This is a genomic window from Pseudomonas sp. HMSC063H08, from assembly GCF_001813645.1.
GTDB classification, from domain to species: domain Bacteria; phylum Pseudomonadota; class Gammaproteobacteria; order Pseudomonadales; family Pseudomonadaceae; genus Pseudomonas; species Pseudomonas aeruginosa.
In genome coordinates, this window is the sequence record NZ_KV813543.1 from 19037 (window position 1) to 31280 (window position 12244).

A 12244-nucleotide genomic window follows, 5' to 3' on the forward strand; every position below is an offset into this window, starting at 1 on the left:
GCTGTCGGCGCTCAACGATGCGTCGATCCGCACCGCGCTCGGCAAGCTACGGCCGTCGTCCGATACGCTGCCGATGTATTACTCGGCGCTGGCGCGTTCGCGGGCAGACTGGCTCGTCGGCATGAACCTCAGCCGTCTGTTCACGGTGCTCGGGCGGCAGGCGGGCTACGACGGCGTGCTGTCGGTCGGACGTGTCCAGACCCCGACCCTGAAGCTGGTCGTGGATCGCGACCGCGAAATCGCGGCTTTCAAGTCGGTGCCGTTCTGGGCCATCGACGTGTCTTTGTCCGCAGAGGGTCAGGCTTTCTCCGCGCAGTGGGTTGCGCCCGATGGCTGCACCGACGACGCCGGTCGTTGTCTGCAACAGCCGGTCGCCCAGCAGGCGGCGCAGCAGATTCGTGCTGCGGGCAGCGCCCAGGTGGTGTCGGTCGAGACCGAGCGCGTGCGCGAAGGCCCGCCGCTGCTGTTCGACCTGGGGACGCTTCAGGAGGTCTGTTCCAGGCAGCTCGGGCTGGACGTGCAGGAGACATTGCAGATCGCCCAGGCCCTGTACGAGACGCACAAGGCCACGACCTACCCGCGCTCGGACTCTGGCTACCTGCCCGAAAGCATGTTCGCCGAGGTGCCCGCCGTCCTGGACAGCCTGCTCAAAACCGACCCGTCGCTGCGACCGATCATGAGTCAGCTCGACCGCTCCCAGCGTTCGCGCGCCTGGAACGACGGCAAGGTCACGGCGCACCACGGCATCATTCCGACGCTCGAACCCGCGAACCTCTCTGCTCTGAGCGAGAAGGAACTGGCGGTGTACCGGCTGATCCGGGCGCATTACCTGGCGCAGTTCCTCCCGCACCACGAGTTCGACCGTACCGTGGCTGAGTTTTCCTGCGGCCGACAGACGCTGGTGGCCGCCGGTAAACAGGTGGTCATCAAGGGCTGGCGTCTGGTGCTGGCCGAACCGCAAGCGGACGAGGACTGCGTCGACGCGGCGCGCAGCCAGGTGCTGCCCCCACTGCGTGAGGGCCTGGCGTGCCAGGTGGCCGAGGCCGAGATCAAGGCGCTCAAGACGATGCCGCCCAAGCCCTATACCCAGGGCGAACTGGTCAAATCAATGAAGGGCATTGCGCGCTTCGTAACCGACCCGCGCCTGAAGCAGAAGCTGAAGGACACGACGGGCATCGGCACCGAGGCGACGCGGGCCAACATCATCAGCGTGCTAATCGCCCGTGGCTACATCGTGAAGAAGGGTCGCTCCATTCGCGCATCGGATGCGGCGTTCACGCTGATCGACGCCGTGCCCGCAGCGATTGCAGACCCCGGCACAACGGCGGTGTGGGAGCAGGCGCTCGACATGATCGAGGCCGGACAGCTCACCCTGGACGTATTCCTCAGCAAGCAGGCCGCCTGGATTTCGCAGTTGATCGCGCAGTACGGCAGCATGTCCCTGTCCATCAAGCTTCCCCATGGGCCAGCATGTCCGCAGTGCGGCGCACCGACGCGCCAGCGCACCGGCAAGAGCGGCCCATTCTGGTCGTGCAGTCGCTACCCCGACTGCAAAGGCACGCTGCCGGTCGAATCCGGTACGCCCAAGCGTGGCGCTTCGCGCTCGCGTAGCAGCGGCCGCAAAGGCGCCTGACTGACTCCGTTTCCCGTGGGCCGCGCCCTGTTTCAAAGGCGTGGCCCGTGTCCCGCACGCCCCTGCGGGTCGCCCAGCGCGCAACGCCTTCTTGTCCGTGTGCGCGTCCCGTCCAGCCGTCCCCGGCTGCGGGACTTGAAGGTAGCTTTTCCGCGAACCGTCTCCCGCGTGTTCTGCTGGTCTGTGTTTCTCCCGCCCACTGCGAAGGGCCCCCCGATGGCTTGCCTGGCAGCGCGAGCCACCCGGAGACCCTTTGTGGTCAGCGGTATTCGGTGCCGGTGCCCACCGGCGCAAAAACGGGCTCCCTTTGTGCGCGGATGTGCGCCAGACGATGCCGGCCCCAGCCACGACATGGGCCGGGTGTGATTGCTGATGAGCAGACGGTTCTAGCGACGACCGGGCCTGCAACAGCCCACGGGTGGTTATTTCCTCCCGAGCCGAAGGTCAGCGAGCCTTCGGCGCCTTTATCTCGCCGATCAACGTTCCGAGCCAATGGCCGGCCACAGCAACAGGAAACCGACGCATGCAACAACCGGAGAAAGTACGAGCCGCGTTCGAGCGCGACCTTGGCAACAAGGTGCTGTTCATCAAGGGCGGCAAGCTGCTGTTCATCGATGGCATCAATCTCAAGGCCATCGCCGACCGTAAGGCGTATTTCGCTTCGCTGCGTGCGCGGCAGGCGCAACCCATTGTGGTCCTGGCCGAACTGGGACAGGACGAGGCATTCGCCCTGTGGAAGCAGCATGTGCTGGGCGACACGCCCGAGTGAGCCAACGCACCCAAGCACCCCCCTGACAGCCCGCACTCGATGCGGGTTTTCTGTCTCTGCGCCCACCAATCCGGGCTGGGCCGAATGCCGTTTTCCAACTGACGCAGCGCGCCCCCCGGACGAAGCTGCCCGCATGTTCGCTGATTCGTCAGCACATGCCAGCAGCCATGGGTTCCAGGCTGCCGCGGGTTCTTCCCGCGTAACCCGCCAGTCCGTATCGCATCAAGTCTGCGGACGCGCGTCCCCGTGACGTCGATGCTTTTTATCCACCGCGTGCGGGAGCTGCCATCCCGTGAGGGACAAGGCCCCGCTTTTCCAAGGAGCCTACCCATGTCCCACAAAGCCTCTTTCGGCCAGTTGGCCTTGACCTATTGCGGCAAGTTCCTGCCGCTCGAAGTCCTGCAAAGCGCCGCCGGCCACTACATCGGCACGCGCGATACCGAAGGTCCCGTTTCGCGGGAATCGCACGAGTACTTCCGCAGCCATGCAGCGGCTCAACGTGCCCTCGAAAGAGGCGGCTGGTCCCAGCTCGCCATTCCCTGATCCAACTGGAGGAATCACGCCATGAATCAACTGCTGCCGCGAGAAGTCGTCGATCAGATCATGCGGGAAGAGCAGCATTTCGCTGCCGCGCCCCAAGCCTTCTTCGAGGCATGGAAGCGTGGTGCCGAGATCGCTGGCCCCGAATGGTTTGGCGACGGCACCCGTGACGGCCTGAACCAGGCCAAGAGCAAGTGGGATCTGCGTCCCAACATGCTGCGGCTCAACGATGCCCTCGGTGTCCTGAGCAGCGGGCAACGCATGTTTCTGTCCGCCATGGTCAGCTTCTACAACGCGCACGAGGGCGGTGCCATGCTCAAACGCTGCCACTTCCACGGGCTGTCGGACTTCGACGGTCTCGACTTGGAACGCCGCAAGGTCATTGCCGACTTGATGCTGAACTACAGCGGCTGGTGAACCCGTTTCCGGCACACCCCCGTCTTTTCGTTCCCCACGAGGGACATGCGCCCACACGGCCATGTCCCTCGATTTCCTTTCCGTTGCCCAGCGTAAAGCGGCTGAATCAAAGCCAACGATCAGCGTCGACTGACGCATTTTCCCTTTTCAACCCACCGGGTCCAATTCCCGGTGGCGGGAATTGGCTCCATTATTCAATCTGGAGAGTTCCCATGTCCCAGAATCCCAATCCCTTTCTCCGCGGCTACTGGAATTTGAAGATCGTCCGCACGCTGTCCATCAGCTACGAGGACGGAAGCCCGCATGTCTGGCGAAACATCCACCCGAGCCAGCAACACCTTTCCGACGAGGAATTGATTTCATCGTCCTGCATCGTCACCAGCGATTTCGCGGTGGTCACGAACGGCTCTGAACCTATAAGCGCCGAGGTGCTGGCCGAATGCGATGCCGATGAAGGCGTTAACGGCGAAGGCGTGATCGGTGCCGTGGTCTATGCCATTCATGGCGAGGACTTCGACGGTCGCCTGATCCACGTCGGTGACAGCTATTCGGTCGAGGCCGCGCGGGAAGTCGTGCAGCGCCTGAGTTTCGAGACCGGCTACTACAGCCGATGCTGGGAGATCAGCAGCGCGCACATCAGCCAGGAAACCGGCCTGTACCTCGCCAATCTGGCGGACCTTGCCACGCCGGAGGCCTTTCTGTTCATCGCCTTTCGGGTTCCGTACAGCCCGGCGATTGGCGTCAAGCTGATCTCCACGCCCTGGACGGACAAGAACCTGGAATACGCCGAGGGCATCACCGCCGAGCAGCTTCGGCAGGAGCACCGCAGCAAGGGCATGCCAGACGACCTGGCGAACATCCTGGAACTGGCTGGCCAGGCCGATGTGCGCATCCTCATCCTCGACGCTGACGCGCCCGTGTTGCTGGGCCTGCCGCTGGCCGAGCCCTAGCAAACACACCACGCGCCCACCTTCCTCTTTGCCCTCCATGCCAGCCTGTCTCCTTTCTGGGAGCCGGGCTGGTCCTATTTCATAGGAGCACTTTATGTTCCCCGACCTCATCTCGCCCGCGCGCGACTTCGAGCATCAGCTTGGAGCCTGCGTCAACGCCATGGGCCAGGACGACGCCATCGGCCAGATCCTGGTATTCGAGCGCTTGAGCGGCATGCTGCACATGCGCCATATCGCCAGCGCCGATCTGGCAGACACCGACATTGATGCCTACGAAATGGTCGTCTTCGACGGTGGCAACACCGGCGGCGACACGTGGAAGCACGTGTTCTTTCCACGTCAGCGCGAACACTACTTCGTGTGCCAAGCCTGACCACCCAGCCCCTTTCGAGGGGCCTTTTCTTGTCGCGGCGCAGGAAAGCGGGTGCGGCGCGGTGCGGTTTCCTGAGCGCAGGCCACTCACTCCAGGGCCATCCTTGCCCCATGTTCGTCGGCGTTGCCGACACATGCCCAGGCAGCCAAGACCTTCAAGGCTGCAAGCGCGGGAAACCGTGCTGGTTGTTTCTTCCTACGGACGCACCGCGCCCATTCACCCACAAGGGACCTCTCCCTTGCGGGCGGGGAATCCCTTGTTCTTCCTCAAGGAGATTCACATGGATCGCTCTCTTATCAAGACCCTGATGCCTTCGCTGGTCGCAGGCCATGTGCCGCGCAACGTGCGGTCGTTCAAGTACCGCGTGTTCGATGATCAGCCACAGTCCTCGACACTGGGCTTCGTTATCGATCCCCAGCCCTTCGACGGCAGGGTGGTCGCCGCCAGCGAGGACGCCATCGTCGTCAAGCTCAAGCCCAGCGAGTTCGCGGTACTCGATCCCAACCTGGTGACCAGCATTCCCAGCGAGGGCACCAAGGTGCATGTCCAACCCTATGCCCGTCGTCGTTTCGACGGTCTGCGTGCGGACACGCCAGAAGAGCGCACCGAGATGATGTCCGACGGCACGCCCTACACCGTCAAGACACACATCCTCGGCTCCGCGCCGGCCAAGTTGCCCATTCCCGAGCCGCAGTGCATGGAACTGGGTCAGCTCATCGAGCAGTTGGAGGAAATGCCGGCGCCCGACGGGTTCCGCCGCATCACCCACATGCTGGTCGATGCGGGCGCCCACGACTTCACCTGGGTCGATCCGAAGCCGTCCAGGATCATCGAAACGCCCCCGGCGATCAGTTTCACGGTTTCGACCGCGAAGTTCGCCGGCCAGGTGACGATCCTCTACCAACGCGGCAGCGATACCTATGCGGTGGAGCTGCGCCGCGACGGCGAGTTGGTCGATCGGCACGACGAGGTGTATTTCGACATGCTCGGCGAAGTGCTGGAGCGACTCATAGACGACGGGCGCTGGCGCCTGATCGACGTGAGCGTGATCGGCGCGAAGACGTCCCGACGGCGCCGCGCTGTACCGGCGTGACACCACGAAAAGTACCAGGCGACATGCCCCCACAGGCTCTCCCTCCATTCGGAAGGAGGGCCTTTTTTCTGCCGTGGGAGATTTCATCAAAGGGAATCGATCGGATACCGATTGATGGCTGCCTCGCGCGCGAGGCCTGGTCATGCTGAGCCCATGCCTGCTGACGTTGTCAGCGACATGCCAGGCAACCACCGGTCTTCGAGGTTGCGACGTAGTTCCCACTGCGTGACCGAGCCAGCTCGCACCGCATCCATTCGCGAGCGGCCACCAGTCTCTGGTGGTGGATGCTTTCGCCTTATCAACCCATCGCGGGGTTACGCACCTTTCCCCGCAGCGTGGGGCTGGTGTGTCTCCGCTTCATCCCTATGGAGATTCACCATGACCACCACATCCAACGAGAAATCGTATTTTGACCTCCACACTTCGGGCATCGGTTACATCCAGCGTGCCCGTGAAGTACCTGTTCGGGGCGGCCGCCGTGCGCAGCCTTTCCTGGCATGCACCATCGCCGCGCTGGTCGGCCCCGCCAAGGATCCCAGCTATCGCTATTTCGACGTCAAGGTCTCGGGTGCCGAGGCCAAGAAACTGGTCGAGCGCTACATCGGCGTTGACGATCCCAAGCAGCGCCCACTGGTGCGCTTTCGCCTCGGCGACCTGTGGGGCGATGCGTACATCCGCGACAAGGGCGAGCAGAAAGGCCAAGCCGCCGCGTCCCTCAAGGCGCGACTGCTCAAGGCCGAGCCGCTTGACCGGGCCGAACTGGCTTCGATCAGGCAGCACGAGCTGATCACCCGCGGCATCGGCTACCTCAGCCGTCCGAAGGACGTCACGCCCAAAGATGGCGACCCGTTCCTCTCTTGCACCGTCGCCGCGCTGGCCGGGCCTGTCGATGAACCGGAGTATCGGTACTTCGACACCATCGTTACCACCCCTGAAGCCGAGCATCTGGTTCGCCGGTGCGTGCAGGCCATCGAAGGGGACTGCAAGGTGCTGATCGCCTTCCGTCTCAACGACATGAAGATCGATCCGTACATCCGCACCAAGGGTGAGCGCGCTGGGGAACCGGCCGCAAGCCTGGATTCGACACTGATCCACATCGGCCTGATCAAGATCGACGGCACCAAGGTCTATCCGACGAGCCCCGCGCAAGCCGATTCGCCGCCGGCCCAGGACGCTCCCGCGCCCGAAGCCGAGGACGCCGACCTCGCTTCCGATCAGCCTGTCGAGCCCGCCGAGCGTGAGCCCGAAGGTGAAGTCGAGGAGCAGGAGCCGGCATTGGCTGCTTCGTTCTGATCCGGCATGGCCCTTCATGGGGCCTTGCCGCTCTTGCTATTCACAAGGAGAACCATCATGGCAGTCACATCGGCGCCCGAGAAATCGGTTTCGCCCATCATCGTCCCCGGCCAACTCACGCTGCGTACCATCCGCGGCAAGAACGGCCCCTTCACGGTCGGACGCCTCGCCACGCACCTCGGTACGTTCGAGGTCAAGGACCCGGAGCTGGAGCAATACCCCGAAGGCAAGTACGACGGGGAGTTCATCATCAGGTACATCTTCCCGAAGTCCTACCCGGTCGGTGGCGGCATGCGCTTCGAGATCCGCGCCAGCCTGGACGGAATGACGCTCTACGACATCGACAAACTGAGCCGTGACGAGGCACGCAGCTTCGCCACCCAGGACCTCGATCCACTTGATGAAGAGTTGGGCGCACAGCCTGCAGTAACACCGGCAACACCGGCCAAGCCCAGCAAAACTTCCAGGCCCGCCAAGCCAGCACCCGTGCAGGCATCCACGGACCCGCTGGTCGATACCACGCCCTTCGGCGTGGATGCGCCGACGCCCGCTGCGGCAACTGCTCCCGGCAGTACCGAAGATGGCGACGCCGCGCTGTTCAGCTTGCTCTGGCCGCTGGGCGAGTCCGTGAAACTGGATTCGACCATCGACCGCCGCACCCTGCGCACGCAGATCGCCCGCCTGGGCGAACTGGGCTACGCGCTGGACTTCAAGACGCAGGAGTGGAGCCGCCAGGCCGAACTGCAACCTGCGTAGTACTGGCATCACATCTGCGGTGTGCTTCATCCACCCGCCGGGGGTCTTCCCCACGGGAAGGCTTCTGGCTCAATTTTTTCAGGAGGCCTCTCATGGGCTGGTATTTCTCACCCCAATCGCGCTCTGAACTGATCGCGGAGTTGATCGCACCGCAAGAGACCGAGCGCGCCAGCGTCAAGGTCATCGCCCACGCGCTGCGTGGCAACGTCCTCTGGTCTGTTGTGCAAGTGACGGCCAAGGCCGAAGGCGTACACCGTGATCTCGCACCGGGCCAGTCCCTGTGCACCATCCGCTGCGATCTGCTGGAACGCAGCGGCGGCCAGTGGGGCTACAAGCCGCTGGACGAATCCATGCACCCGTACTACTACTCGTGCCCGCTGTCCTATCTGAACCTCGCACCGGAGCAGTCCGCCGAATGGCGTGCAGGCGTTCGCGCCTACCACGTGCGGCGGCGCACATCCAAGGAAGCCACAGCTCCAGCTACGGCGCTGACGGCCTGAGTCAGGGACGCTTTTTTTCCACCCCAAGGGGCAGTACTTGCCCCCTGCGGGCGGTGCTGTTCCCGTTCATCCGAGGACACCACCATGCCCGCAAACACTTCTTCCACCACGCTGTACCGCATCGACGAATGCCCGGAAGTGATGGCCGACGCTTGCGTCGGCGATGACCAGGGCAACCTGATCTTCCTGTCGATCTGGGCGCGGGACACCGCCGTCCAGCAGTTCCTGGCTCGCCTGACCCTCGGGCGCGACGAGCAGGGGCTGGAGCAGTTCCATGTCATCACCGACCAGGGTGGCAGCGTCCCGGTGTTCGTCGGCAACGTCGATCGCCTGGAAAAGCGCATGACCCGCGCCTACCGGCGAACGCTGTTCGGTTCGCTGTCCAACGTGTGGCTGTTCGATCGGCGCTGCGTCAAGCCCGACAAGGCCAACGCCAGCGCACTGGCATTGCTGCCCCGCGATAGCGACCACCGGCTTGACCGCTTGTGGCCGTTGGTGCAGGACACCTGCCCACTGCCGTTGCTCGACCACTGGCGCGAAACCGTGCTGGAACTGCTGCAAAGCCGCGAGATGCTGACCCGCCTGCCATTCGCCCTCGGGCCTTTGGTGGGCCATCGGCTCGCCATCGACGTGCCGGCGCTGACCCAGGCGCTCGGCTCGCTGATCCGCAGTGACGTGCTCACCGCCTATCCCTATCCGGCCAGGATTTGGACGCCGGAAACGGTAACGGCTTGACCCACCTGCGCAGGCACGCCAAGGCGCGCCTTCTCTATTCATCCCCGCCAACCAGGAGACTTCCATGGCTCTCATGTTCCCGCGGCTTGCCCGCAACTTCGTGAAGAACGGGTACTTCCCAACCGATGAACCGACGCTCGAAAGAGCCCTCAATGCACTGATGCCCAGTGCGCCTGAATCCAATGGGCCGATGTGCATCCTCGATCCCTGCGCCGGCGAAGGCGTGGCGATTGCCGAAGCTGCTCATGCCCTCGGGCGCGAGCAGGCCAGGGCGTTCGCCGTCGAGTTCGACGCAGAGCGGGCGCGCCATGCCCGCGGCCTGGTCGATCACTGCCTGCACGCGGATCTGATGGACACGATGATCTCCAAGCAGTCCTTTGGGCTGCTCTGGCTCAATCCGCCATATGGCGACCTGTCCAAGGACGTCAACGGCAACATTGGCTATCAGGGTCAGGGCCGTGCCCGCCTCGAAAAGCTGTTCTACCAGCGCACGCTGCCCCTGCTGCAGTACGGCGGCGTGCTGGTCTTCATCATCCCCGGCTACGTGCTCGACGCCGAGCTGGTCGGCTGGCTGACGCGCCACTACACCGACCTGCGGATCTACCGAGCGGTGGAAACGCAGTTCAAGCAGGTGGTGATCTTCGGTCGGCGGGTGCGCCAGCGTGAGCAGGCACCCGATGGCGTCAAAGCCGTGCGCAATCTGCTGCTGCAGGTTGGGCTTGGCGAAGTCGAAGCCGAGGAGCTGCCGGGCGAATGGCCGTTCCTGCCGTACATCGTCCCAGCCAGTCCGGCGGAGCCGGGGCATTTCTTCCGCGTGACGATGGAGCCGGAGCAGTTCGCCGATGAGGTTGGCAGACTGCAAGGCCTCTGGCCGTCGCGGGATACGCAGTTGGGGGCCGCGCAGCAGACGCTGCGTCCACCGGCGCGGGCCTTGTCCCACTGGCATCTCGCCCTGGCCCTGGCTGCGGGTGCGATCTCGGGAGTCGTGCAATCCAAGACGGGGCGCGTACTCGTCGTCAAAGGTGACACCCACAAGGACAAGACGCTCCAGCGGGAATTCACCGAACGCGAAGACGGCTCGATTGCCGAGACGCGCATCCTCACCGACAAGTTCGTTCCCGTCATCCGAGCCTGGGACATGACGCCGGGTTCCGCCACGCGGGGCGAGGTGTTGACCATTCGCTGATCGTTTCTCCACCGCCGACGGTTCGCCGTCGAGTTTTCCACCCACCGGGGTCCAGTCGCCCCGATGGGGTGCCGTGGCCCCTCCATATCCAGGAGCCTTCCCATGGCAGCCCAAGCACTCTCCATCAGCCAGCCCCCGAGCCTGCGCTTCTCGCCCGGCCAGGTGGTCATGACCTGCGGCGTCGATGACCTGGTCCAACAGGCCAATTCAACCCGATTCCCTACCTGCGTCGCCACCTCGGCGGCGATTGGGGCGACCTCGACGACAGCGACAGGCGGCAGAACGATGCCGCGCTGAAGTCCGGTGAGGATCGTCTGTTCTCTTCCTACCAGGTCGCACCCGGCCTGAAGCTCTGGATCATCACCGAATGGGATCGCAGCCTCACCACGTTGCTGTTGCCCAGCGAGTACTGATCTTCTCCAACGCGGGGCCACCGACACCCCGCAAGGGTGCTGTAGCCCCTTCACTCCGAAGGAAACCACATGACATCCGACCAACATGACAAGCACCGCCGCAAACGGCTGTTCGAAATCGGTGCACTGGAGTTCAGCGAAGGCGTCGAACGCCTGATGAACGAAGGCCGGCTCGATCCCATGCCGCTTTTCGAACGCCACATGCGTGGCGACTGGGGCGACGTCGCGGACTACCAATGGCAGCAGAACAACGCTGCGTTGGAGTCTGGCGAACGCCTCGATTCGTTTTACGTCGTCACCCGTGACCTGAGCATCCGCATCTTCACCGAAGCAGATCGCAGAGCGACCCGCATCGTGCTGCCGTCCGAGTACTGACCGCGAGTTGTCACCGCAGGCCACGAGCGCCTGCACTGTCCAACCACTGACGGTTCGCCGTCTCTCTACCCACCACGGGGCATGCCATCGCCCCGCTGGGGTGGTGCATGTCCCATTTTTCTTTGGAGCATCACCATGTCCGTTGATCTCGACACCACCGCTAACGATGCAGAGCCCGTACAGGGCGAACTGCTCGAAGTGGAATCCAACCCTCTCACCCTGAGCCTTCAGGATTTTGTCGGCGAGTTCGGCGACGAACTGCTCGACTCTCTCAACCGCGCCAACCCGCCGGTCTATACCGGCCAAGCGCAAGCACAGCGGCAACTCGTCGTCGCCAGCCTCAAGCGCAAGTTGTTCCAGGCCCAGGCCGAAGTTGTCCATGCCGCCGCCGAGCTGTTGGTCGATCAAGGCGAGCGCGCTGCGATCGTCAATGGCGAAATGGGTTGCGGCAAGACGACCGTCGGCATCGCCACGGCCGCCGTGCTCAACGCCGAAGGCTACCGCCGCACCCTGGTGCTTTCGCCTCCCCACTTGGTCTACAAGTGGCGGCGCGAGATCCAGGAGACGGTGGCTGGTGCCAAGGTCTGGGTGCTCAATGGCCCGGACACGCTAGTCAAGCTCATCAAGCTGCGCGAGCAGTTGGGTGTGCAGCCCACGGGCCAGGAGTTTTTCATCCTGGGCCGCGTCAGGATGCGGATGGGGTTCCATTGGAAGCCGGTCTTCACCCAGCGGCGCACCCGCCACGGCGACGTGGCGGCCTGCCCGGACTGCGGCACGCTCATCACCGACCTCGACGGCGAGCCGGTCAACCCGATCGGGCTCGAAGCCGAGGAGTCCCGCAGGAAGTGCAGCCACTGCGCCGCGCCCCTGTGGACGCTGATCCGCCCGCGCAGCCTGTCCGGCAGCGACCAGTCCTCGGTCGTCCTCAAAGCCTTGAAGCGCATCCCGACCATCGGGGAAGTCACCGCGCAGAAGTTGATGCAGAAGTTCGGTGACGGCTTCCTGGCCTCGATGCTGGGTGACAACATCCATGAGTTCATCAACCTCATGGATGGCAACGGCGAGCTGGTGTTTTCCGACCGTCAGGCCACGCGCATGGAACGTGCGATGGCCAACATGGAGTTTGGCTTTGGCGAGGGCGGCTACCAACCGTCCGAATTCATCAAACGCTACCTGCCGCAAGGCACGTTCGACCTGCTCATCGCCGACGA

General features: G+C 63.9%; 14 protein-coding genes and 1 pseudogene. All 15 read left to right on the forward strand.

The genetic code is table 11. From position 1 onward, the window contains the following. A partial coding sequence (locus HMPREF2924_RS24450) for a DNA topoisomerase III (protein WP_070700685.1) occupies window positions 1-1633 on the forward strand: 1633 nt, incomplete at its 5' end. A gap of 523 nt (window positions 1634-2156) precedes the next feature. Beyond that, window positions 2157-2402 carry a hypothetical protein gene (locus HMPREF2924_RS24455; RefSeq protein ID WP_022579835.1) on the forward strand — a complete coding sequence of 82 codons (246 nt, stop codon included), beginning with the start codon at window positions 2157-2159 and terminating at the stop codon, window positions 2400-2402. A gap of 330 nt (window positions 2403-2732) precedes the next feature. After that, window positions 2733-2945 carry a hypothetical protein gene (locus tag HMPREF2924_RS24460; RefSeq protein ID WP_003158617.1) on the forward strand — a complete coding sequence of 71 codons (213 nt, stop codon included), beginning with the start codon at window positions 2733-2735 and terminating at the stop codon, window positions 2943-2945. A gap of 21 nt (window positions 2946-2966) precedes the next feature. Next, the gene (locus HMPREF2924_RS24465) at window positions 2967-3359 is read left to right on the forward strand and encodes a hypothetical protein (protein ID WP_023124757.1); all 393 of its coding nucleotides are present in this window, start codon (window positions 2967-2969) and stop codon (window positions 3357-3359) included. A 212-nt stretch (window positions 3360-3571) separates the two neighbouring features. Further along, a complete protein-coding gene (locus HMPREF2924_RS24470; RefSeq protein ID WP_023124758.1) occupies window positions 3572-4309 on the forward strand; it encodes a DUF5983 family protein in 738 nt (245 codons plus the stop codon). Window positions 4310-4403: 94 nt separating this feature from the next. Then, window positions 4404-4682 carry a hypothetical protein gene (locus tag HMPREF2924_RS24475; protein ID WP_023124759.1) on the forward strand — a complete coding sequence of 93 codons (279 nt, stop codon included), beginning with the start codon at window positions 4404-4406 and terminating at the stop codon, window positions 4680-4682. A gap of 280 nt (window positions 4683-4962) precedes the next feature. Further along, the gene (locus HMPREF2924_RS24480) at window positions 4963-5775 is read left to right on the forward strand and encodes a hypothetical protein (protein WP_023124760.1); all 813 of its coding nucleotides are present in this window, start codon (window positions 4963-4965) and stop codon (window positions 5773-5775) included. A gap of 378 nt (window positions 5776-6153) precedes the next feature. Further along, window positions 6154-7068 carry a DUF3577 domain-containing protein gene (locus HMPREF2924_RS24485; protein ID WP_023124761.1) on the forward strand — a complete coding sequence of 305 codons (915 nt, stop codon included), beginning with the start codon at window positions 6154-6156 and terminating at the stop codon, window positions 7066-7068. A 57-nt stretch (window positions 7069-7125) separates the two neighbouring features. Then, window positions 7126-7824: a DUF3275 family protein gene (locus HMPREF2924_RS24490; protein WP_022579842.1), complete on the forward strand. Its 699-nt coding sequence runs from the start codon at window positions 7126-7128 to the stop codon at window positions 7822-7824. Window positions 7825-7916: 92 nt separating this feature from the next. Next, window positions 7917-8324 (forward strand): hypothetical protein, encoded by a 408-nt coding sequence (locus tag HMPREF2924_RS24495; RefSeq protein WP_022579843.1) that lies wholly within the window; start codon window positions 7917-7919, stop codon window positions 8322-8324. An 84-nt stretch (window positions 8325-8408) separates the two neighbouring features. Then, on the forward strand, window positions 8409-9059 hold the full coding sequence (locus HMPREF2924_RS24500; RefSeq protein WP_022579844.1) for a hypothetical protein: 651 nt from the start codon (window positions 8409-8411) through the stop codon (window positions 9057-9059). A gap of 40 nt (window positions 9060-9099) precedes the next feature. Continuing rightward, a complete protein-coding gene (locus HMPREF2924_RS24505) occupies window positions 9100-10245 on the forward strand; it encodes a DUF6094 domain-containing protein (RefSeq protein ID WP_223724529.1) in 1146 nt (381 codons plus the stop codon). A gap of 102 nt (window positions 10246-10347) precedes the next feature. Beyond that, window positions 10348-10658 (forward strand): annotated as a pseudogene (locus tag HMPREF2924_RS24510) (hypothetical protein). Window positions 10659-10727: 69 nt separating this feature from the next. Beyond that, window positions 10728-11033, forward strand: coding sequence for a hypothetical protein (locus HMPREF2924_RS24515; RefSeq protein ID WP_022579847.1), 306 nt, complete (start codon window positions 10728-10730; stop codon window positions 11031-11033). 135 nt (window positions 11034-11168) lie between these two features. Then, on the forward strand, window positions 11169-12244 hold a 1076-nt coding region (locus HMPREF2924_RS24520), incomplete at its 3' end, for a DEAD/DEAH box helicase family protein (RefSeq protein WP_168172971.1).